Consider the following 21,880-nt stretch of genomic DNA (forward strand, 5'->3'; position numbering starts at 1 on the left):
ACATGGATATTGGCTACGCCGGCGCCCTGATTGGTGGGATGCTGACACTTTTGAGCCCCTGCTCGGTCATGCTCCTTCCTGCGTTCTTCGCCTACGCGTTCGCGAAGCCGTCCGAGCTGCTTGCCCGTACCGGATTGTTTTATCTGGGTCTGATTACCACGTTGGTGCCGCTGGGAGTGCTGGCTGGCACGGTCGGAGTGTTTGTCACGCAAAATCGCACGGCTTTCGTCGGGATCGCCTCATTGCTCGTGGTGTTGATGGGTATTATCCAAATTTCTGGACTACGTTTTCCCGCCTTCACCCGCGGCGGCGCGGCCGAAGGGACCTCGGCGGTATCGGTCTACCTCCTCGGCGCTGTCTACGGAGTAGCCGGAGTGTGTGCAGGTCCTATCCTTGGCTCGGTGCTTACGGTGGCCGCCCTCGGCAGTAACGCCGTCTACGGGGGAGTGCTCTTAGCGATCTACGCGCTCGGCATGGCAGCGCCCCTGATCGTGCTCGCCTTGTTGTGGGACCGACTTTCACTGGGGAAGAGCCGCTGGCTGCGCCCCCGGATGCTCACTATCGGACGATGGGAGAACTCGTCGTTGATGATCGTATCCGGGGTCCTGTCAATCCTGATCGGAGCCTTCCTGTTCCTCACCGACGGTACCGCGAGCCTTGGCGGAATTTTGACCATCGGAGATCAGTTCGCTACCGAGGCCTGGGTACTCGATATGTCCTCACTCGTGACCAATTTGGGATTCGGGATCGCCGCGATCGTCGTGCTGGGCCTCATCGCGCTGGCCTACGCGGCTCGGAACCGTCGCACGCGCCGGCAGCGAATACCTCAAAAGCAAGAATGAGACGCGCTGCCGGAGCCGGAGCCGGAGCCGGAGCCGCCATGCTCGTTCGCGTTGTGTTGCTGGCCGCGTGTTCCGGACCTTCGTCGCAGCTCGGCGCTCATCGTGTCTCCGACGACGTCTCGCCCGCGGTCATGCTCAGCGCGCACGACGGTACTGTCAGTGTTGCCGAAGACGCGACGGGAGCGTCAGCGATAGAGTAGGGAAGCAATGGCACCGGCCTCATCGAGACGGCAGGCTTACTCACGGCTGTCGACACCACCACCGGAGAAATACGCTGGGGCGCGAACACACTCTCACGCCCCACGGACGTCGAATCTTCCTCAGCGGTCTCGGGTGCCGTCAACGCAACTTAGGGCGATATCGTCTTTCTGGACTGGGTCAACCCCGCGGGCGACACAGTCGTGAGCGCCCACAATCCGAGAACTGGCGCTATTCTCGCGGAATTTTCGGGACATCTGGCCGGACCGTCAATCAGTAACGAGTCATCAGAAAACCTCGCCGTGTCCTCCTTCCGTCCACCGGACGGGGCGACGATGCTCACCGCAATTGATCCGGACTCCGGAACGCTCTGGGAGCATGTTCTGGAGAGCGCCACTGCCCCGGTATCTGCCCCTGACAAAGTGATTACCTTCGTGGCGGGATGGGAAACGTTACGATCACCTGGTCCGACGGTCACCAGCAGCAACGCGGTCAGGAACGAATTCCGATGGCTGTTTTTCCTAACGGAACCGGGCTCTTCCCCACCCGGGACCCCTACGAGTACGTCCTGGCCATCCCTCAGCTCGACGGTCTTGAGGCTGAGAACCGATAAGACTAAAGATCACCGGGGTGAGAATGATGTGGTGACCGCGAAACGGTCGCCACGGACGACAGTCTCCCGCCATTCCACCGGACGTCCCGCCGCACGACCACACCGTTCAATGAAGAAAGCGGCAGTGCCGACCGGGCAGTCAAGAACTCGCGCCTGTTCGGCGGTAACGGTAATCGCTGTCAGGGTTTCCTGTCCGCCATCCAGCGTGATCCCACACCGGAGCGTCAGCTCCTGATAGAGAGCAGTGTTGCTGAAATCGACGTCGAGAAGACCGGCAGCGCGATCGGCAGGCAGCCAGGCGCTGTCAACGGCAAAGACATAGTCGTCAGCGAAACGACGGCGCTCAATATTGACCAGCGGAGCGTCGCCGGGCAGGTCGAGCCGGTCAGCAATCCGCGCGTCGACACGGATCTCGCACCGGATCAACTCGCTGTGCTGCCTCATCCCAGAGGCCTCAACTGCCGCAAACAAGCTGTAAACCGGCCCAAAGCGATGTTCTTCGCCGTGGTTGACGTGCACCACCGGGCGTTTACCCCGACTTGATGAAACCAGCCCCTCTCGCCGCAGAGGGTTCAGCGCAAGTCGAACGGTACTGCGGCTCACCTGATATTCCACGGTTAGTTGAATTTCACCGGGGAACGTGTCCGCGAATTCGCCCGAGGTTATCCGGTTGAGAATGTCGTCATGGACGCGCAACCAGAGTGGCTGGCCAGGCAATCTGGCCAGTCGTGCCCGGTCTGCTTCAGCCGCAGTTGACATGTGAGTTCCGCTTCTCCTCGGGCAATAGGTGCGCCAAAATGCCATTATCCCTTGCGTGCACTACGAGTGTGGGTCGGTAACACCTATTCGACGTTGCTGCCACGAAATGCCGGTCAATATCGTGGGATTGGATGGGTGGGCGTCACGGGCTTCGAGCTCTGCGTCGATCTCGTGCGGATCGAAAACAGGGCCAGTGCCGTGCCGCTGCCGCGGGTTGCCTGCCTTAGGGTCCGGTTTTGCAGCCCGCTGGTCCCCGGACTTTCCACAACCGGCATCGGGCGCTTTGGATGGCCGCGCCCGTGGAATTAATTCCGCGATGTGATGGAAAAGTGATCTGGCACGACCTCCGAGTCCCGCGCCAACAATGCGAATTAGGAATTACGTGAACTACCCGCAGCCATTCGAACCCCTGAATCCCGTGAACACTGGGACTCAGGGGTTTTCCTTTGCCCTGTTCACGCTCACCGAAATGCGTTGCTTGCGGCAAATCCTCAGACTCGGGTCAGTCGATCCCCGTATCCTCATATCAGCAAGGGGAGTATTCCGACACGGTCGGCTCGTCATTACGGATGCTTGGTGCATCCCGGGCCACCGGTTCTCGTTCGCGGGAATGGAAAAGACCTTGACGTCGTATCAGCGTCAAGATTGGAGCCCCCTGATGAACGTGTCCCTGCTCATCTGGATCATCACTATCCTCGTCACGATCGCCTTCTTCGTATTCGAGTTCTTCGCACATGTGCGAACCCCGCACGAGCCGACGATCCGGGAGTCCGCCTGGTGGTCGGCCTTCTACATCGGCCTTGCGCTGATGTTCGGTGTCGGAATCGGCATCGTCTCGGGGTGGACCTTCAGCGGTGAGTACTTCGCCGGCTACTTGACCGAAAAGGCCCTCTCGATAGACAACCTCTTCGTGTTCTTGCTCGTCATGACGGCCTTCGCCGTCCCGCGCGCCTATCAGCAGAAGGTTCTACTGATCGGCATCGCGCTCGCACTTGTCCTGCGCGGAGTCTTCATCGCGGTCGGCGCGACCCTGATCGCGAACTTCTCCTGGATCTTCTACCTCTTCGGCGCGCTGCTGCTGCTGCTGGCCTACCGCCAGGCCTTCACGCATAGCGAGTCGAACCCGGCCAACGGCCGTCTCATGCGGTTTGTCAGGCGTCACCTGTCCGTGACCGACGAGTATCACGGCGACAAACTCTCCGTCCTGAAGGACGGCCGCCGGTTCGTGACCCCCCTGCTGCTCGTGCTAGTCGCGATAGCCTTCGTCGACCTGATCTTCGCTGTCGACTCGATCCCAGCGATCTTCGGCCTCACCGACGAGGCGTACATCGTCTTTACCGCGAACGCCTTCGCCCTCATGGGTCTGCGCCAACTGTACTTCCTCATCGGCGGCCTGCTGCAGCGCCTGGTCTACCTGGCTCAGGGACTCGCGGTGATCCTCGCATTCATCGGAGTGAAGCTCGTGCTGCACGCGCTCAAGCTCAACGAGCTGTCGTTCATCAACGGCGGCCAACCGGTGCCCTGGGCCTTCGACATCCCGATCTGGTTCTCGTTAGTGTTCATCGGCACCACGATTGCGGTGGCTACCGTCGCAAGTCTCGTGAAGACCAGAGGCCAGCGAGCCCCCGTCACCGAACCCGTTGCCGCCGAGGTGAGCGACCGTTGAGCACCTAGGCAGCTCGCAAAACCTGCCAGCGAGCCCGCTACCCCAACCTGTTGAGCACATCCGCCTTCTATTCGCTGGACTACGCCATGTGGGCAGCAGGCACGGTATGCCACCCTCAATAGAAGAGAAAATGTTTGGCATTCCAATGATGTTCTCCCGATCCCTGCACGGAGGTCGACATCGGCTCCGAACCAGCATCCGTGTCTGGGTCATCGGTCGAAGATCTCGACCAACAATGGCGAGATAATTGCCAAAGCTGGGAGCTTGCCACGCTGATTGCACTATGTGCGTCGTTGCACTTAGTGTAAGCACGTGACGTTTCAGAACACCGCCCCCGACCGCCGTGCCGAACTCAAGGCACGGTACCGCCAGGCGATTCTGGATGCCGCTGACGCGCTCATCCGCGAACGTGGTAAACCGCAATTCAGCGTTGACGAGCTTGCCGAGCGCGCCGACGTCTCCAGGCGCACCGTCTTCAACCACTTTGCATCACTCGACGACGTGATCATGACCACCTGCACCCGGGTTCTCAGCGCCACCGTTGATGAATTCCGTGCAGCGACAGCATCGACTCCAGCAGGCGATGGCAGCCGCGAAGGCCTGTTCGACGAACTCACGACGGCCCTTCGCAACATCGATCTGCCGCCGGTCGTCGCGTATCTAGCGGGGGTACTCAACGCGGAGGGCGAGAACGGTCGATCCCAACACGGCATCAGCGATGTTTTCACGCGCACCACCGAACAGCTCTCGACCGAGATCGCCGCTCGTACGGGCGCAATGGACGAATTCGAAGTTGCGATTCTGGTCAGCTCGGTGATGAACGGCATCGCCATCGTATCCGCCCACTGGCTGGTCCGAACGGGCGGCGCACTCGACGCCTCGTCGCGCGCAGTGTGGAACGAACTGCTCGACCGCCTCATGGTCACCGTCCGCACCGGCTACGCACCTTCCAACTGAAGTACTCGACTTCCCTGCTCGACCCCACAGCTCGATTCCCGATGATGCGACGCGAGACGCCACTCCGGTCACCCGACCACAACCCGACCTGCAGAAAGAACTTGAGAATATGGCATCGCTTCTCTACCGACTCGGTCGGTTCTCCGCCCGCCGAGCGTGGTTAGTCATCGTTTCGTGGGTGGTCATTCTTGGCCTCGCTGTGGGTGCATTCGTCCTCTTCGGCGGAACCCTCACGTCGTCCGTCAGCATCCCGGGCACCGCGACTCAGAAGGTCAGCGACGAACTTGCCGCCAAGTTTCCCTCCGCCAGCGGCGGCCGTGGCACCGTCATCTTCACCACGACGGATGACTCCGCCTTCACGGACGCGCAAAAGACCGCAATCGGCGACCTGCTCACGCGCACGGTCGACCTGGCCGACGTGAAAGCGGCGACGAACCCGTTCGATACCCAGGCCCAGATCGACGATCAGACCCAGCAGGTCGTCGACGGTCGCCAGAAGATCGCTGCTGGAACGGCGCAGCTCGACGCGGGGCAGGCGCAGATCGACGCGGCGATGGCCCAGGCCAAGGCCGGTCAGACGCAGCTCGATGCCAGTCGCGCGCAGGCCGAGGCAGCGGGACAACTCGCCGCCGCCCAGTCGACGCTGGACGCGCAGCAGGCGCAGATCGATGCGGGCACAGCCGCGATTGCTGCCCAGCAGACGACACTCACGGCGAGCCGCACCGCACTCGCCTCCCAGAGCACCACGCTCGAGCAGGGAGCCGACCTGCTCGACCTGGCCTCCGGCATCCGTCAGGTATCGACCGACGCGACCACGGCGGTCGCGAGCGTGCAGTTCGACACCCCGCTCAACCTGATTCCGGCCGAGTCGAAGGAAGCCGTGGTCGCTGAGATGACCGACGCGGGGATCGACGGCGTCACGGCTGAAGTCTCCAACGACATTGCCTCCAGCATTCCCGAGATTCTCGGTCCGGGCGAGATCGGCGGCGTGATCGTTGCGGCCATCGTGCTGTGGGTCATGCTCGGCACGCTGATCGGCGCGGGACTCCCGCTGCTGAATGCCCTCGTGGGCGTGGGCGTCGGAGTGCTCGCCTCGCTCGCTCTGTCGGGAACCGTCGAGATGCTCTCGGTCACACCTGTTCTGGGTGTGATGCTTGGGCTCGCGGTCGGCATCGACTACTCACTGTTCATACTCAACCGGCACCGAACCCAGCTGCGCAACGGCCTGCCAGTGCAGGAATCGATCGGGCTGGCCAACGGCACCTCCGGCAACGCGGTCGTGTTCGCCGGTGCCACCGTTCTGATCGCCCTGCTCGCACTCAACCTCACCGGTATCCCCTTCCTCGGCCTCATGGGCACGGTTGGCGCCGTCTGCGTCTTCGTCGCCATTCTCATTGCGATCACGTTGACGCCGGCGGTGCTGGGCCTGGTCGGCGCGAAGATTCTCACTAGGAAAGCCCGCGCCAAGGTCGGTCACGCCGAGCACCACGCCAAGGTTCCGTCCAAGCCCATGAATACGGTGCGAGCGGTCGTCACCGTGGTCGTGGGCATCATCGTGCTGCTCATCGTGGCTATGCCCGCGCTGTCCATGCGCCTCGGACTGCCCGCCGGCTCGTCGGAACCGCTGAGCTCGAGTGCGTACCAGGCCTACAAAATTGCTGACGAGAAGTTCGGCGCCGGCGTGAACGGCCCGCTGCTCGTGGTTGCAGACCTCGAAACCGCTATAACGGATGACGCGCTCCTCGCGGAACAGGTACGTATCGGAACCGCGCTGAAGGCGGAGAACGACGTGGTCGCGGTCGCGCCGATCGGAGCCTCCGACGATGACCTGCTGCTCGCCTTCCAAGTCATTCCGGCTGAGGGGCCGACCAGCGAATCGACCGAGCAACTCGTGCGGGACCTGCGCGGTCTGGACATCGACGGTGTCACCTCCCTCGGTGTGGCCGGCAATGCGTCGGGAAATATCGATGTGAGCGAGAAGCTGGCCGCGGCGCTTCCGCTGTACCTTCTCGTTGTCGTCGGGTTGTCGTTGATTATCCTGATCTTCGTGTTCCGGTCGATCCTGGTACCGATCACCGCGACTTTGGGTTTCGTGCTGTCGCTGTTCGCAGCGTTTGGCGCCATCACGGCGGTCTTCCAGTGGGGCTGGCTCGGGCCGGTGTTCGGCATCCACGACCCGGGGCCTATCCTGAGCTTCCTGCCCATCCTCGTCGTGGGTGTTCTGTTCGGGCTTGCCATGGACTACCAGCTGTTCCTGGTCAGCGGCATGAGGGAATCGTACGTGCACGGTGCCTCGTCGCGCCTGGCCGTGCAGCGCGGGGTTCATGCCGGGCGCACCGTGGTGATCGCGGCCGCGCTCATCATGGCCTCGGTCTTCTCCGGCTTCATCTTCTCGAACTCGGTGATGATTCAGTCGATCGGCTTCGGGCTCGGCATCGGCGTACTCCTCGACGCGTTCGTGGTGCGGCTGCTCATCATCCCGGCCGTAATGCATCTGCTCGGTGACGCGGCCTGGTGGCTGCCGAAGTGGCTCGACCGCATCCTGCCCAACGTGGATGTGGAGGGCGCGTCGCTCGAGCGAACGCACCCGGTGCCCCTGCCGAGCGAACCCGAGCGCGTCACGACACCGATCGTCTAGCCGGGCGGTCGGGCGACGGACCTGAGGTCTGTCGCCCGACCTGCACGGTGTCTAGAGGTCGACCTTGTCGTTCTCGCCCCCGTCATAGGGCTGGCCCGTGACTTTCGCCTTGACCAGGCTGATCACGGAGGCGATGCGCCCGCCGGGGGTGTCCCAATATTCCGCGCCGTCTGCGGTGAATTTGATGAGCACAATGTTGGGGTCCTCGGGACCCTCCGGGAACCACGCTTCGACCCACTGGTTCCACAATTCCGCCACCTTCTGCGAATCGTCGATCATCTCCGCGGTTCCCGAGAGGGAAACCCAGGTGTCGTTGGAGGCGAAAGACACTCCCACGACCGGATCAGAACCAATCTCCGTCACGGTGTGCGAATCGCGGGTAGCGATAAACCACAGGTCGCCGTCGAACTCGACCTCTTGTACCGTCATCGGGCGAGCCACGAGCTTGCCGCCCGGGCTCTTCGTGGTGAGCATGGCGAAACGAAACTCCTTGACCAGTTTTGCTACCTTCTGCACATCACGCGGGTCACTCATCGTTGCTCCTTCTTCATCGGTCGTAGCGCACCTGCGCCATCGGCGTCCACCGTACCCAGATTGTGCATTTGCGCGAGAGCGGGGGATGGCGAAGTAGTCGAGTGATCTGGCGGTCGGAGGCGATTCGCGGGGCAGGATAAAATGAAATTCACCTGCACGAGGAAGTGGTGGCGCAATCATTTGGAACCGGTCCCGGCGTCGTGCTGACGCTCACGAACACGTCAGTGAACCCGACGTGAACGCTGAGCTGCCCGACCTCGAGCGCACGGTTGACGAAGGCCTGCTGATCGCATTGTCGGCCGTACGAATGGCCGTGAAGAATGACATCATCGTAGGGGCTCTGCGGGAGCACTTCGACTACGACTCCGGGCGGTACGCCGACAACGCCCGCAGCGAACTGCATCGGCTGGCTCGGCAGAACGAGGAGTATGCCCGGCGGGTCAGCCGAATGGGCCGCGACCTGGCAGCGATGAAGTGGCGCCTGAGCTTTACCGATGACCAACGCCACGATCTCAAGCAGTTCGCCCTGAGATTTCGCGTGCACGAACGGTTGACGCTCGCCCTCGACGCTGTTGCCGATGACAACGACCAGGTGGCCCGCATCGTGTCGAGTGCGCAGCGGTCAGCAAGCGAAGAGGTCAGCTCGGCGGTCTCGTCGAAGCTCATCGAGCTGGCCGTCGACCAGCGCGAGCCCGACTATGCCGAACATCGCGGCGAACGCCTGGAAGCGTTCGTGCTGATCAACCTCGCCATTCTGAAGGCCAAACACGACGCGGCGACCAGCCCGGAGTTCAACGAATACTAGTTGATCGCCTGGGCGACCAGCCGGTCGAACGTGGGCGTACTGACGGCGACGAAGAGCACGACGTTGAAGAAGACCGTGACCCAAAACGCCTCGCGAAAGCTCTTCTTCTGGGTTTTGTGGCGCAGTACCTGCTGCGCCACGATGGCGCCGGGCCAACCGCCGATGAAACCCCAGAACAGCAGGGTGCGTTCCGACACCCGCCACCCGCCGAACCGCGCGCGACGCTTGTCGATCGCGTAGACGGCAAAACAAATCATGCTGGTGACCAGGTACGCCCCGGCCACCCAGAGCGGCCGGGGCCAATACACGGCGCCGACCAGATAGACGACGGCAAAAGCGGCAATCGCGAGGTAGCTCCCGCGTCCCGCAGCACGGCGGGAGCGGGTGATGGCCATGACCCCATGCTAGGTGCTACAGGTTCGGCAGAAACCGTTGCCAGACGCGCCGGCGCTCGCTGCGGGGGTCGACCTGGTCGAACAGGGCATACATTTCAATGCCGTGCGTGGCATCGAGCCCGAGCTCGAGCAGGTGCATGAGCCGCGGAGCGATGTCGAAGCGGTGGAAATGCACGGGGGCGAACCGAGAGTACAACCCGGCGACGACGATGCTCGGATACCACAAGGCATAGTCACCCCCGAAATCGGCGGCGGCGCGGCTGATCGGCAGACCAGGATAGGCGGCCCGCATCTCGTCGGGGCTATCTTGGGGGCGTGGTTAAACAGGGCCTGGATGCGCCACGGCGAGCGGGGGAGCACGTTGGCCCGGCCGCGAAAAAACGCACCCTCGCGATCATTCGTGCCGATGATCAGCGGTACCCGGTGGGCACGGCCGTCGCGAAAAGCGTCGAACGGATGCTCCGGCAGGAAGGTGCCGCCAAATGAGCGGATGTTCGCTCGCACCCACTCGAGGGCGGCCACCTGATCGCGCAACCCCAGATTGTTCTCAATCGGGCGGTCCGGCGTGGAATACCGGCTGAAGTCGAGGTATCCCAGGGCGCCGAGTCGGTAGTTCAAACTCACGTAGACGACGCGGGCACTGCTCACGAAGCCCTCGCCCTGGCCAGGAAAATCCTGGGCAGAACCGGTGCTGTAGCCGCCGCCGTGCACGAACACCATGACGGGCTGCGGAGCGCGAAAGCGTCGATCACCGACCGGCGGAGCGGCATAGGGGATGCCGCGCCACGCCAGAACAGCACCTTCACGGATGCCGCGCACCATGCCGCCGGTGACGCGCACGTCGAGCGCGCTCGGCGCGGGTACAGGTGGAACCGGGGAAGACTCTGTCGAAAGTGTTTGGAGTGCCACTGGGTTCCCCGATCTGTTGAATTTTGCTGCTGACTCTTACCTATATTCCGGGTTCGGCTCAAACCCGAAGCGTTCGCCGCGGTCCCAGTCCTGGCGCAGGTTGCCGAAAGCCGGGATGCCGCCGTTCTTCTTCAAAATTGAGGCGAGGTGCATGAGGTTCCAGCTCATGAAGGTGGTGTTGCGGTTGGTGAAGTCGTTCTGCGGGCCGCCGGAGCCCTCGTCGAGATAGCTCGGACCTGGGCCTATTTCGCCGATCCAGCCGCTGTCGGCGGCGGGAGGAATCGAGTAGCCAATGTGTTGCAGGCTGTACAGCAGGTTCGACGTGCAGTGTTTCACGCCGTCTTCATTGCCGGTGATGATGGCGCCGCCGACCTTGCCATAGAAGATGTACTGGCCCTTGTCATTGAACTCGCCCGAGTGGGCGTAGAGCCGTTCCACGATGCGTTTGGTCACCGAGCCGTTGTCGCCGAGCCAGATTGGCCCGGCGAGAACGAGGATGTCGGCAGCCTGCACCGTCGTGAACAGAGACGGCCAGGCATCCGTTTGCCAGCCGTGGTCGGTCATGTCGGGGTAGACGCCGGTGGCAATGTCGTGGTCGATGGCGCGAATCAGGTCGACCTGCACGCCCTGCTCCCGCATGATGCGGGCGCTGAGGTCGACAATTCCCTGGGTGTTGCTGACCTCCGGGCTGCGCTTGAGGGTGCAGTTAATGAAGACGGCGCGCAGGCCGGAGTAGTCAAAGGGTGCCCGTTCGGCGGGGCTCGTCTTGTTCACCGGCTTATTCAATCACTCGACTCGAAAGGATGACAGGGGTTGATTTTGACGTCGCGGGCGCGCCACAACCGGGCGCTTCTACCTGGTGGTCGAAGCGTCCGGCGGCTATGAGCGGATGCTGCTGGCTAGGCGGTGCCACCTCCACGCGCAATCAGGCCGCGTGCAATCCGGCCAGGCCAGGTCCGGCCAGGTCCGGCCAGGGCGAAAAGGAGGCCCAGTGCGAGGAATGGCAGTGGCGTTGTTCCCGTGCTCGCCAGGGTGGAACCGGCCAGCGTTGACCCGAACAGCGGCGTCAGTCGCAGCGCGGCGAGAGAAGAATTACCCGTGCCTCGTGCGGATGAATCGGTGCCGAGGAGCGTGAGCGGCACGACCTGAGTGCCACCGAGAAAGCTGTCGGTTCCCGTGGTGGTCGGAGCGACGGAGACGGTAGCCCCGCCCGGGGTCGATGAGGCGTTCGTTGCCCCCTCGGACTCGGAACCGCCCCCACGCTGATCGCGTTGCCCTGCACCGTGACCGGCGCGGCCAGATTCGCGAGAATCTGTGTGCCGCCGAGCGTGCTGTTTGAGCCGGTCGTGGTCGGCGCGACCAGGTCGGTTACGACCCCCTTTGTAGGTATTGACTTGGCCTCAGGTGAACACTTTTCCCCGAAAAGCGCCATCGAATCTGAGTCATTCCCAGAAATCTCTTGAACACCGACAGCCCAATGGCGCTAAAAGATCGGCGCCGGCACCCTGCTGCCCGCCCGGATGGAACGGGAAGCCCTCGATAGCTGGTATAGTTTTCAAGTTGTCTCCGGGCGTTACAGTTCGCGAGATTGGCATGCGCTCGTAGCTCAACGGATAGAGCATCTGACTACGGATCAGAAGGTTGGGGGTTCGAATCCCTTCGGGCGCACAAGAAAACCCCCGCAATCATTGGGATTGCGGGGGTTTGGCCGCCTTCCTTCACGACCTCATTTCCGGCGTCAACGGTCACGGGTTCCCCTGGGCTGTCTGTGGGAACAGGAGGACAGGCCGCTGGTTTCAGGTCTTCGGGGAACCGAACGCCTGCACCGTCGAGCTTTCGGTTCCCGGCGCCACAAATGACATGTGGGTGCTCGGGATTCCTGGTGGGAGCTCCGAGCAGGTCACAGTTTTCGGTAGGGCGCACGTTCTCGTGGTTGAACGTCGGCAGCTGTTGACGTTGGCCGCGGCACACCTGGCTCTGGATTCTTGGGTCCTCGGGCCGGGAAACGTCCCGGAAGGCGTCGATGTTCGAAGAGTGCATAACTGAGCGGTTCGAAAATGCTGAAACGGTCGTCGCTAAAACGGTCGATTCTGAGACCGCGGCGGCTGACGACTGATCTGCTGTGGTTTTTCGATTGAGATGGCGGCATTTCTTCAGAAGTAAATGGCGGCATGGTTGCCCGCGTCGCAGGACTGGATGGTGTCAGATGCGAAACGTTTTTCGGGCGGACATTGGTTCACGGAGCGCCCGTCCGGCTGCTTCGATCACCGCGGCAGCCTGCTGCATCGGCTCGGAGCCGAGACCGCCGGGGGTCCCGAGATCGACGGACAGGTCGCCCGCCCGATGAAGCCACGTCGAGCGACGCCCTTGCCGAGTCGATGTCCTCGGCGTAGTCGGCAGGTTTCGAACTGCCCATTGCCAACACCTCCGAGTTGACGAATTACAACACCCGGCGGGACGTGACCAGAGGTGAATTGTTCGTTTGAGGCCTTGCCGGCCGCTGGTCTCATCGAAAGTGGAGAGACCCGGGGTTGGAACTAGGTAGCCTGATTTCTGCCGGCGCAACCATCCGGCCGCCAAATCTTGGCGGAGTCAAAGGCGGAGCAAGATTATCAAGCTATTTGCTTACCAGGATATGGACATTACTCGAGCCATAGACGAAGGTCAGAAGTCGATCTTCCTGGCGTACGAGCAGGCTCTGGGTAAAACCATCACAGCCGTCGAGTTCGCCAAACGCCTTGGCCTTAAATCTATTATTGTCGTTGCGCCGCTTAGTACGCGTCGTTCCTGGGAAGCGACGGTTAAGTCGCAAATTCCCGACGCTGTTTTCTATCACCTAGAGGACTCCATGAAATCTTTTCGCTCAGGGTCTTTCACCCGTCTGAAGAAAGGTGAACCTGGCTGGTATTTCATCGGCTGGGAGTTCATGCGAACTGGCGCGATCACGGGCAATCATGCGGACTTGATTATTGCTGACGAGGTACATCGAATTCAGAACCGCGAATCATGGACGAGGCACACGCTTCAATGGATCTCCAGCGACTACAAGATTGCATTGTCAGGTACTCCCTCAGCAAATAAGCCAGAGGGTCTTTTCCCGCCCATGAACTGGCTATGGCCAGAGCGGTACAAGTCCTACACCCATTGGGTTAAGACCTTCTGGCACACCCTCGGCAACCGAGCTGTCCCTAAGCTCGATCGAGAGATCATTCCGGGGGGCGTGATCCGCGATATGCCATTTTTCATTCGTCGCCTGAAGAAGGACCACCGCGGGGACATGCCGCCGGTGCTTCCAACGATCGAAGTATCCTGCGAGATGGCACCCCTTCAACGGAAAATTTACAATCAATTCCAAGAGCTCGCTCTTGTTTGGTTGGGAGAGCATCCGCTGCTTGCTGCCGTTCCGTTCACGCAAAGCCTGCGACTTCGCCAGCTGACACTCGGCGTTCCCATAATCGTGGACCACCAGGTGACTTTTGCAGAAAATGCAAAGTCTTCAAAGATAGATGCCCTAGTTGAAATCATCGAGGATCGTTCCCCAGAAGAGACGTACTTCGTATTATCGCCAAGCGCCCGATTTATCCCCGTGGTGATTTCTCGGCTTCGGAAAGCGGGCATAACAGCCGAGGCGTACACAGGGAAGACCGAGCAGAAAGAAAGAGAACGGCTTCTCCGCGAATTCGGAGGCTCCTTCCGTGTGTTGGTCGCGGGAATCGCTGCCGTTGCAGAGGGCTTAGACGGCCTGCAGCACAAGTGCAGCAATGGCGTCTGGCTTTCTAAACACGTAAACGCTCTTCTAAACACTCAAGCTGGAGAGCGTCTGGATAGACCAGGCCAGTTGGAGTCAGTTCAATGGTGGAATCTAATTGCTCCGGACACGATCGATGAGGGCACAGAAGACCGGTTGCGGGCGATCGGTAACAAATTGTCCGATCTCTACGACCCTCGCTAGAACATCGAGCGACGGTGCAGAGGGTTCGTCCTCGCGTTAACTAGAATTTGAGCCGGAAACGATCCTTAGCGAGCGGCCGCAGAGATGCCCTTCGATGGGTGGCCAAAAACGTGCCACAACTGCTGTCAAAAGCAAGACCTCAGCAAGGGTTTTGAAATGAACAGGGGTAGCAAGGCCACCCGGAAGCTTCACGCGCTGACTGATCGGGAGTGCTGGCTAACCTCTACATATGACCGACTTCCTCCTCCGGTTCGGCAAGCCGACCGACGCCCCTGTTCTGCTCGACTACGAGCGGGCCTACTTTCCCGCAGTTCCTGGCCAGCACCACGCTGGCTACTTGTACGCGGACGCCGAGCTGGCCCGAATCATGCTGACCGAGGAGCTCGCGGCGCCCCTCCGGGCGTTCACGATCGTCGCGGAGAAGGATGACAAGATCGTTGGCTTCGCCGCAGCCGCGCCCTGGTCATTGCCCGGTACCGGACAGATCGATCCCGCGCACATCCTATTGCAGTACCTCGTGGTGGGTCCCGCCCACCGCCGCTCCGGAATCGCCAAGGCTCGGGTGGCGGAAATCGAGCGTAGGGCTCTAGGCGCTCGGCAAAACGTGATCGTCGCCCACGTGCCGCCGACCGAGTCGGACTTCTACCGGGCGATCGACTGGGAGGTGGTTGTCGACGGTCGCGGGTACGCGTGGCTGCCGTTCGGGAGCCACCTCCGCGCGGACATCGGAGATTCGAGCGTCGGATTTCCGCTCATGGCCGCAAAGGTGCTGCGTCCGAGGGCGATCCGCCGCACCTTCGACTTCGCGATCGTGAGCGGGCGCCCGACGCATGACGCGGCAACCGAGCTGATGCATATAGTCGACAGTGGCGACGTGGACCTTCGCGATCTCGACGAGGGCACGCGCTCCATGGTTGACCTGGCACGGAAGGGGCCGGTGCCACAGAAGGTTCTCGACTTCTTCGGGTCCACCAGGGGGCGACGGTAGTTACCCTGAATCGGCGGGATTCCAGAAAAGCGTGGGCCGGGCCGCACGTTAATTGCTCGCGGGGGTGCCCTAAGTGCAACATGCTCAGCGGCGGTTTGAAGCTTGGTACAGAACTGTCGGGGTCCTCCAACGACGCAGCTCGCATCCAGAACCGATCGTTTCTGAGTGGCAGCGGACGCGGCCCCGAATGGCCGCCCACAAACGTGTCGGAAGTGCTGTTCACGGAACTGCGCCTTTACTACTCGAGGCGGCCTTGATGAGTGATGAAGCAGCGGACTCATAAACCGTTGGGCACGGGGCTGAATCCCACGCACGCGTTCCAGATCCTTGGAAGTGGAACGCCTCTTACAGCGGAGTTAGCTGGCCGCGATTCACAGAGAAGAGGTCCCACGTTCGCATGAGCTGAGAATACGGCCTCCCTTGGGAAGTAATTTCTGCCTGATGACACCAAGGAGGATCCCGATGGAGCCGTCTATGAGCCGGACGTAGGCAGGCTGCGAATTACCGTTGCCGGCAATCAGCCATCGTTTCCACGAGGAATTGACGTCTCGACGTTGATCGGCAGCAACAGTTGGTCGGACTGCTTGTCAAGCCTCAGCATCCCAGGCTTGCCCACAATCAGGTCTTCGATGAGCCAGGCGGCGAACATGGCGGCCATTGCTGCCACGTATGTCGTGTTCACGCCGTGCGGGTCGTCCGGCACGGGCGCCAGCGTCATCTCGTCGCCGTCTATCTTGACGAAACCCGTCGTCGAGCTGCTCGTGACGTGGACCAGCTGAGACTGCTGCTTGTAAACCATTTCCAGCATCTGGCTCTGATCGATCGCTCTGAGCCTGTCTGCCACTGGTGGCATCCCTTTGCCGAGTCTGCCGAGCCGTTCGGTCTCTGCTTCCACAGCGTCAATGAGCTGCGTGTTCTTGAGCCAGGCCGACATCTTGCTGTAAAAGTCGATGTGAGTGGCTTGGAGAGTCGCGACGAGCTTCTCCAGACCGCCTTCTGTGAAGCGCGCCCATTGTGCTGTTGCTGCGTGCTCGATGGCCTGCCGCGCGAGGACGACAGCTTCGCGCGGTCTGCCGGCCCTATGCAACGTGGCGAAGGCAGCCGAGTAGCGGATCGCCTGTGCGCAAACACCGTAGATCACCTGGAACTCGCCTGCATCCGTTCCTTTGATGTCGTAAGCACGGTTGAGCAGCCGTGCTTCCTGCTCCTCGATGAACGCAAGGAGATCTTCGACTGGTGGGATTTTCTGTTCGAGGCTCACGGTTGAAAAGGTACAACAAGACCGCGACCGCACGGGGGCTTCCGCACCAGCAGACAGTGCCTAGTTGTGGTGTACCCCAACTAGGCGTCAAGCGTATATATTTTGCGCCGTCAGGATAGGGTCCAATTCTTATTTGTTGACAGCCCTTCTCGCCAGGTCTTAGAGTTCAACCTGACAAAACAGGTAGGAGATCCTCATGACGGGTCAACGAGTTGGATATGTGCGAGTCAGCACTCTCGATCAGAACACCGTCCGCCAGCTTGCTGGCGTCGACGTCGACCGGGTGTTCGAGGACAAGGCGTCGGGAAAGGATCAGAACCGGCCCGAGCTGGAGGAGATGATCAAGTTCGTCCGAGATGGCGATACTGTTCTCGTGCATTCCATGGACCGCCTGGCCCGCAACTTGGATGACCTTCGCGTGATCGTGCGCCGACTCACCGCGAAGAAGGTCCGGGTTGAGTTCGTGAAAGAGCAGCTCACCTTCACTGGCGATGACAACGCGATGGCAAACCTGCTCTTGAGCGTCATGGGAGCCTTTGCTGAGTTCGAGCGTTCCTTGATCCGTGAACGTCAGCGCGAGGGCATTGCCCTGGCTAAGAAGCGTGGCGTGTACCGCGGCCGCACCCCATCCTTGGACGCGGCCCGCGCCGCGGAGCTGCGCGAGAAGGCCGCCTCTGGAGTGCCGAAAGCTGCGCTCGCTCGACACTTTGGGATCAGCCGAGAAACCGTTTACGCCTACCTCCGCGCCGAGGCCTGAAGGACTCTCCCCTGACGCAGATGCTATGCCTGCAGCTGGGGGAGTGGGCGAGTTCGCGGTGCCTCGTCTGCTGGCGCGGAAAACGCGCCAGGGCCAACGCCGCGCAGGGCACCGCCGAAAAGTGCAGGACTAATGAAAAACTCCGGGTCCGCTAAGGCGAAGTACCGGAGTTCTGAGCTGCTGCCCAGCCGCGGTCACGTTTGTGGGCGCGTGGGCTATCCGCGCTCGCGCCCACAAGCCTAGGTATTACGAGGCATAGACGACCTGCTCCGTGTTGCCGGAGATGATCGCCTTATCGATCGTGGTGGCGACGCGCACCGCATCCGCGGCTTCTCGCATCGTGACCGGAATCTCGATCTCTCCGCGCACCGCGCGCAGGAACGCGTTCAGCTCTTCGTAGAGCATGCCTTGCGGGGCTCCGTACACCGACCCGCCGGCGGGCACCGGATAGGTGAGGCGGCTGCTGTAGGAGCTCATTCCGAAATCGTGGACGTCGATGCGCACTTCGCCGCTGTTCCCGATCAAGCGTAGCCGGGCGTCGATGTCGGTGGGATATTCCTCGGGGAGCCCCCATGCAGCCTCGAGTGCCACTACTCCGCCGCCGGCGAGGCGGAGGTTTCCGGTGACTGCTACGGCCTGTCCGCCGTCCGGAGTGCGCTGTTCGGACTCAAACGCCTGCACCGCGACGACGCGTTCGCCGGCGATCCAGGTCAGAGCATCGATGTCGTGGATGCCGAGGAAGAACGTCACGGATGTGCGGCCGTTGACTCGGCGCGCGACGCCGACCTTGTTGTTGCAGCGGACGTTGCCGTGGATGACGGAACCGATCGAACCGGAGGAGACCAGATTTTTAGCGGTGATGTACTGGTTGGCGAACCGGAGCGTGTGTCCCGGCATTGCGATGACGTTGGATTCCTCCGCGACGCGCACCAGATTGTCGGACTCCTCGACGCTGGTCGCGATCGGCTTCTCGAGCAGGAGGTGGACGTCGGCCTGCATGATCTTCACGGCGTCGTCGTGATGCAAATGGTCGGGGGTGCTGAGCGTGACCGCGTCGACGACGCCTGCCTCGAGCAACTCAGTTGCGCTGCTGAACGCTGCGCAGCCGATCTCAGCCGCGACGTCGTCAGCGACATGGCGGACAAAATCTGCCACAGCGGTCACTTCGACGCCGGGGATGTTGCGGTAAATGTCGAGGTGCTCGCGGCCAATAGCGCCGAGACCGATGACTCCTACACGGACCATGATGGTTATCTCCTTAGGTTGATCTATTTGACGCCGCCGAACGACAACCCGTGAGCCATGTGCTTGCGGACGACGATGGCGAAGATGACGATGGGCAGCGCTCCGATGACACCGGCCGCGGTGAGGCGGGCCCAATTGGTGCCGTAGAAACTGAGGAACCCGGAGATGGTGATCGGGACGGTCTGAACCTTCATCCTTGATGCGAACAGAGCCCGTTACTTAACCGCGCCAGCCGAAAGACCTCGTACTAGATAACGCTGCGCGAAGATCGCGAACGAGAGTGGAATGACGAGCGACACGACCACGACAGCGGAGACATTGCCCCACGCAATCCCTGCACTCGTCACAAAGAACGCCGCTCCTACAGTGACCGGCGTGGCTTGGGAGCTCGAAAGGATGACGGCAAAGAGGTAGTCGGACCACGTGAATAGGAAGACAAGGATTCCCACTGCGACGAGTCCTGGGGCCAAAAGCGGAAGAACGATGGATCCGAGCGTGCGATAAGCGCTTGCCCCGTCGATCACCGCCGCCTCCTCGACGTCGATCGGCACTTCCCGCACGGCACCGCAGATGATAAGCATCGCGAGCGGCAGGTTCAGGAATGTGTTCGCCAGAACAAGCGCTGGAATTGAGTCGTAGAGACCAAATGCAGAGAGCATTAGGAAAAACGGGATAGCGAAAAACATCGCCGGCACGAGCCGGAGAGAGGTGATGAAGTTCAGTAATGCGCTTCCGCCGAAGCCGAGTCGCACGATTGCATAGCTCGCGGGGACTGCGATGACCATGACAAGCACGACCGTCCCAAGCGCCGTGAACGCCGAGTTCATGAGGAATTTGGTGAAGTCGTAGCCTGAGCCGCCAAAGATCGCGACGTAATGGTCCAAGGTAAAGCCGCGCTCGAACGAGAATGGCGAGGTTGCAATGTCGCCGTCGGTCTTAAACGAGGTGATGACGGCATTGAAGAGAGGCAGGTTGATCAACAGGCCAACGACCACGACAATCGCGGTACGCCACCAGCCTCTTTTCGTGCGGCGACGCGCTCGGTCCTGTGTGATCGGTCGGGGGGAACTCAGTGTCGCGTTCATCACTTCTTCTTCGCTACTACATCGCCGTTCAACCGGCGCACGACGATGGGCACTAGAGGCAGCATTACGATCGCGACAATTGCCGCTGCGGCTGAGGCAGTACCAAAGTCACCGCCGGAGAGGATTTTGTAGATGTAGATGCTGAGAGTAGTTGTGGAGTTGCCGGGTCCGCCGCCCGTGAGCACGTATACCGTGTCGAAAGTTCGGAAGGCGTCGATGGCACGAAGGAAGCCTGCGATGAAGATCGTGGGCATGAGCAACGGTATGACGATCGATGTGATGACACGCGCATACCGAGCACGGTCAAGCGAAGCCGCCTCGTAGAGTTCCTCAGGCACTGACTGCAGTGCGGAATAGAAGAGCAGGAACGTGAACGGGGTCCACTGCAGCAAGTCAAGGATCACTAGGACCGGAATGATCGAGTCGGAGCTGAAAAGCGAAACGCTCTGCCCGAGCGAGCTGAAGATCGCCGGCACCAGCCCGATATCTTGGTTGAGGATAAGACGGAACATGATGCCCATAAGAGCCGGAGCGATCATGACTGGCAGGATGATGACGCTCAGCAACCATTTCTTGCCAGGGAAAGCGCGATCGAAGACTAGCGCGAGGAGGAAGCCCAGCACGAGCTCGATCGCGGTGACGACGACCGTGTAGATCACGGTAAAGCGCAGCGCGATCCAGAACCCACCGTCGCCGAGCACGCGGGCGAAGTTGTCGAGTCCGACGAAGCCCGGCTCGGGGTTGAGCAGTGTGCGGTCAAGGAGCGCCGTTTGCACACCAGTGATGATCGGGTAGACAACGAGGATCGCCAGGAACACTAGAAGGGGCACGCTGAGGATCCAACGCGCCCCCTTGTTCCCCGTCGAGAAGCGAGGAGAGGACATTGCTCGCTACTTATTGATCAGGTCGGCTAGCGCGTCGTCGGCCGCGTCGACGGAGTCGTCAATGTCCGCTTCGCCCACCCATGCGGCCGATAGCTTGTCGGCGATCATCGTGTAGATGTCGAACGCGCGAGGCACATTCGGCTCCGCGAAACTATTTTCAGTCATGTCGCGTGACAGGTACGGGAACAGCGGGTTCACCTCAGCGTTGGCGTCGAGCACTGTCGGCATCGCCGCGATGCCTCCTGCCCCTACGTAGGTCGTCATAGTATCTGCCATGGCGAGGTACTCGATGAATTTTTTCGCAGCGTCCTTGTTCTCACCGTACTTATTGATACCCACGGACAGAGTGTGTACATGGGTCTGGTGGATGTCGCCGGGGATCGGCGCCACGCCGATCTTGCCCGCGGTAAGCGGCGACTGGTCGGGATCGTTCAGTCCGGCGAACGCCGCGCCCCATTGGATGGCGAAGGCCGCGTTACCCGATGTGAGCGCCGCCTGCGTCTCCGGGTACTCCGCCTGTGAGGAGTCGGCCGAGACGACACCCGCCGTGTAAGCGTCCGAGTACACGGCCACGGCCTTCTTAGCCGCATCGCTGTTCAAGTCGGGCTTGCCGTCGGAGTCGAGCCATCCTCCGCCGAAGCTCCAGAGCACGTCATCCCAGACCATGGCGTTGTAGACGAGGTTCTTGGCCTGGAGAATCGTGCCGTACTCGGTGGGCGAGTCGGCGTTGTACTTCTTCGTAAAGTACGCCGCCGATGCGAGGTAGTCTTCCCAGGTCCAGTCGTCCGGGCTTTTTGGCTGGAGCGCGGTCCCGAATGCCTCCAGGCTGATCGCTTCGAACCCCGCTTCGTCGGCCAGCATCGTGTCGATCAAGTCGATACGGTAGTAAAGGAAGTGATTGCTGACATCGAGCGGCACGCCGTAGAGCTTATCGTCCACTTTGAGCGAGTCGACGGCCGTCGTGAAGTACTGCGACTCGTCGATATCGATCGGCTCCAGATAGGGAGCATGCTGTGCGACGAGATAGCTGGCGGTGCGGTACAGATCGTAGTCCGACGACTTTGTGGACATCACCGCAGCCTCCTTGGCATACGTGTCGGTGCGGCTGAGCTGCGTTATCTCGACCGAGATGCCATCGTCTTTACCTGCCCCGGCGTTAAACGCGTCGACGAGGACGCTCATCGCGTCGGCCTCCGGTCCGGGTTCGAACACCATTTTGAGCGTCGTAGTGTCCGATCCCTCGCTTGCAACCGGAGCGCATCCCGAGAGGATGAGTGCGATGGCGGTCACCGCTCCAACGGCGATGGCGGGCTTGACCGCCCGTAATGCAAATGTCATGAGATCTCCAAGGTGAAGTGGCGCGTTTGGGAACTGTTTACTTTTGACAATTTA

22 protein-coding genes, 1 tRNA gene and 1 pseudogene are annotated in these 21,880 nt (G+C 61.3%); 11 read left to right on the forward strand and 13 right to left on the reverse strand.

Going from position 1 to position 21,880, the window contains the following annotated elements; genetic code table 11:
• The first annotated feature begins 2 nt into the window (after nt 1-2).
• Both E3T29_RS08075 and E3T29_RS08080 read left to right on the forward strand, forming a co-directional pair.
• Entirely contained in the window at nt 3-842 is an 840-nt protein-coding gene (locus E3T29_RS08075) for a cytochrome c biogenesis CcdA family protein (protein ID WP_134344964.1), read from the forward strand.
• Nucleotides 839-1,042, forward strand: coding sequence for a hypothetical protein (locus E3T29_RS08080; protein ID WP_134344965.1), 204 nt, complete (start codon nt 839-841; stop codon nt 1,040-1,042). The genes E3T29_RS08075 and E3T29_RS08080 overlap by 4 nt, the downstream gene beginning before the upstream one ends.
• A 620-nt stretch (nt 1,043-1,662) precedes the next feature.
• Here the strand turns inward: E3T29_RS08080 and E3T29_RS08085 are convergent.
• Complete coding sequence (locus E3T29_RS08085) at nt 1,663-2,412, reverse strand: GntR family transcriptional regulator (protein ID WP_166792356.1); 750 nt, start codon at nt 2,410-2,412, stop codon at nt 1,663-1,665.
• Nucleotides 2,413-3,070: 658 nt separating this feature from the next.
• Here E3T29_RS08085 and E3T29_RS08090 point away from each other — a divergent pair.
• From E3T29_RS08090 to E3T29_RS08100, 3 genes are all read left to right on the forward strand, one after another.
• Entirely contained in the window at nt 3,071-4,078 is a 1,008-nt protein-coding gene (locus E3T29_RS08090; RefSeq protein WP_134344967.1) for a TerC/Alx family metal homeostasis membrane protein, read from the forward strand.
• 312 nt (nt 4,079-4,390) lie between these two features.
• Nucleotides 4,391-5,035 (forward strand): TetR/AcrR family transcriptional regulator, encoded by a 645-nt coding sequence (locus E3T29_RS08095; protein ID WP_104088132.1) that lies wholly within the window; start codon nt 4,391-4,393, stop codon nt 5,033-5,035.
• A 109-nt stretch (nt 5,036-5,144) separates the two neighbouring features.
• Entirely contained in the window at nt 5,145-7,673 is a 2,529-nt protein-coding gene (locus E3T29_RS08100) for an MMPL family transporter (RefSeq protein WP_134344968.1), read from the forward strand.
• 51 nt (nt 7,674-7,724) lie between these two features.
• Here E3T29_RS08100 and E3T29_RS08105 read toward each other — a convergent pair whose 3' ends face one another.
• Complete coding sequence (locus E3T29_RS08105; RefSeq protein WP_134344969.1) at nt 7,725-8,207, reverse strand: pyridoxamine 5'-phosphate oxidase family protein; 483 nt, start codon at nt 8,205-8,207, stop codon at nt 7,725-7,727.
• Nucleotides 8,208-8,442: 235 nt separating this feature from the next.
• Between E3T29_RS08105 and E3T29_RS08110 the strand changes: the two genes are divergently transcribed.
• Nucleotides 8,443-9,012 (forward strand): hypothetical protein, encoded by a 570-nt coding sequence (locus E3T29_RS08110; protein ID WP_105035441.1) that lies wholly within the window; start codon nt 8,443-8,445, stop codon nt 9,010-9,012.
• Here the strand turns inward: E3T29_RS08110 and E3T29_RS08115 are convergent.
• Entirely contained in the window at nt 9,009-9,407 is a 399-nt protein-coding gene (locus E3T29_RS08115; RefSeq protein WP_134344970.1) for a DUF1294 domain-containing protein, read from the reverse strand. The two genes, E3T29_RS08110 and E3T29_RS08115, sit on opposite strands and share 4 nt — an antisense overlap.
• A gap of 16 nt (nt 9,408-9,423) precedes the next feature.
• The gene (locus E3T29_RS20170) at nt 9,424-9,699 is read right to left on the reverse strand and encodes a hypothetical protein (RefSeq protein ID WP_241987708.1); all 276 of its coding nucleotides are present in this window, start codon (nt 9,697-9,699) and stop codon (nt 9,424-9,426) included.
• 23 nt (nt 9,700-9,722) lie between these two features.
• On the opposite strand from E3T29_RS20170, the gene E3T29_RS20175 reads away from it, so the two are divergent.
• Entirely contained in the window at nt 9,723-9,893 is a 171-nt protein-coding gene (locus E3T29_RS20175) for a hypothetical protein (RefSeq protein ID WP_241987709.1), read from the forward strand.
• A gap of 48 nt (nt 9,894-9,941) precedes the next feature.
• On the opposite strand, the pseudogene E3T29_RS20180 reads toward E3T29_RS20175, so the two are convergent.
• The 3 genes and pseudogenes from E3T29_RS20180 to E3T29_RS08130 all read right to left on the reverse strand — a co-directional run.
• Nucleotides 9,942-10,229, reverse strand: a pseudogene (locus tag E3T29_RS20180) (carboxylesterase family protein); the annotation flags it as partial.
• Nucleotides 10,230-10,352: 123 nt separating this feature from the next.
• Nucleotides 10,353-11,090, reverse strand: coding sequence for a flavodoxin family protein (locus tag E3T29_RS08125; protein ID WP_134344971.1), 738 nt, complete (start codon nt 11,088-11,090; stop codon nt 10,353-10,355).
• 125 nt (nt 11,091-11,215) lie between these two features.
• Nucleotides 11,216-11,458 (reverse strand): hypothetical protein, encoded by a 243-nt coding sequence (locus tag E3T29_RS08130; RefSeq protein ID WP_134344972.1) that lies wholly within the window; start codon nt 11,456-11,458, stop codon nt 11,216-11,218.
• 453 nt (nt 11,459-11,911) lie between these two features.
• Here E3T29_RS08130 and E3T29_RS08135 point away from each other — a divergent pair.
• The 3 genes from E3T29_RS08135 to E3T29_RS08145 all read left to right on the forward strand — a co-directional run bounded on the left by E3T29_RS08135 (nt 11,912) and on the right by E3T29_RS08145 (nt 15,256).
• A tRNA-Arg gene (locus tag E3T29_RS08135) sits at nt 11,912-11,984 on the forward strand.
• Between the two features lie 943 nt (nt 11,985-12,927).
• Nucleotides 12,928-14,268: an SNF2-related protein gene (locus tag E3T29_RS08140; RefSeq protein WP_370449132.1), complete on the forward strand. Its 1,341-nt coding sequence runs from the start codon at nt 12,928-12,930 to the stop codon at nt 14,266-14,268.
• A gap of 229 nt (nt 14,269-14,497) precedes the next feature.
• Nucleotides 14,498-15,256 carry a GNAT family N-acetyltransferase gene (locus E3T29_RS08145; protein WP_134344974.1) on the forward strand — a complete coding sequence of 253 codons (759 nt, stop codon included), beginning with the start codon at nt 14,498-14,500 and terminating at the stop codon, nt 15,254-15,256.
• A gap of 517 nt (nt 15,257-15,773) precedes the next feature.
• Here E3T29_RS08145 and E3T29_RS08150 read toward each other — a convergent pair.
• Complete coding sequence (locus E3T29_RS08150; RefSeq protein WP_134344975.1) at nt 15,774-16,517, reverse strand: DUF5677 domain-containing protein; 744 nt, start codon at nt 16,515-16,517, stop codon at nt 15,774-15,776.
• 196 nt (nt 16,518-16,713) lie between these two features.
• Here E3T29_RS08150 and E3T29_RS08155 point away from each other — a divergent pair, with 196 nt between their 5' ends.
• Nucleotides 16,714-17,274 carry a recombinase family protein gene (locus E3T29_RS08155; RefSeq protein WP_134344976.1) on the forward strand — a complete coding sequence of 187 codons (561 nt, stop codon included), beginning with the start codon at nt 16,714-16,716 and terminating at the stop codon, nt 17,272-17,274.
• Between the two features lie 246 nt (nt 17,275-17,520).
• Here the strand turns inward: E3T29_RS08155 and E3T29_RS08160 are convergent, their stop codons facing one another.
• Genes E3T29_RS08160 through E3T29_RS08175 form a run of 5 tightly spaced genes read right to left on the reverse strand, consistent with a single transcriptional unit; the run spans nt 17,521 to nt 21,826 of the window.
• Nucleotides 17,521-18,519 carry a Gfo/Idh/MocA family protein gene (locus tag E3T29_RS08160; RefSeq protein ID WP_134344977.1) on the reverse strand — a complete coding sequence of 333 codons (999 nt, stop codon included), beginning with the start codon at nt 18,517-18,519 and terminating at the stop codon, nt 17,521-17,523.
• Nucleotides 18,520-18,542: 23 nt separating this feature from the next.
• Nucleotides 18,543-18,713, reverse strand: a complete 171-nt coding sequence (locus tag E3T29_RS19615; protein ID WP_166790007.1) for a hypothetical protein — start codon at nt 18,711-18,713, stop codon at nt 18,543-18,545.
• A gap of 21 nt (nt 18,714-18,734) precedes the next feature.
• Nucleotides 18,735-19,604: a carbohydrate ABC transporter permease gene (locus E3T29_RS08165; protein ID WP_134344978.1), complete on the reverse strand. Its 870-nt coding sequence runs from the start codon at nt 19,602-19,604 to the stop codon at nt 18,735-18,737.
• The gene (locus E3T29_RS08170; protein WP_166790006.1) at nt 19,604-20,434 is read right to left on the reverse strand and encodes a carbohydrate ABC transporter permease; all 831 of its coding nucleotides are present in this window, start codon (nt 20,432-20,434) and stop codon (nt 19,604-19,606) included. Before E3T29_RS08170 ends, E3T29_RS08165 begins: the two co-directional genes overlap by 1 nt.
• A 60-nt stretch (nt 20,435-20,494) precedes the next feature.
• Nucleotides 20,495-21,826: an ABC transporter substrate-binding protein gene (locus tag E3T29_RS08175; protein WP_134344980.1), complete on the reverse strand. Its 1,332-nt coding sequence runs from the start codon at nt 21,824-21,826 to the stop codon at nt 20,495-20,497.
• Nucleotides 21,827-21,880 lie beyond the last annotated feature (54 nt).

The organism is Cryobacterium sp. TMT1-66-1, assembly GCF_004403435.1.
In the GTDB taxonomy this organism is placed as follows: Bacteria; Actinomycetota; Actinomycetes; order Actinomycetales; family Microbacteriaceae; genus Cryobacterium; species Cryobacterium flavum.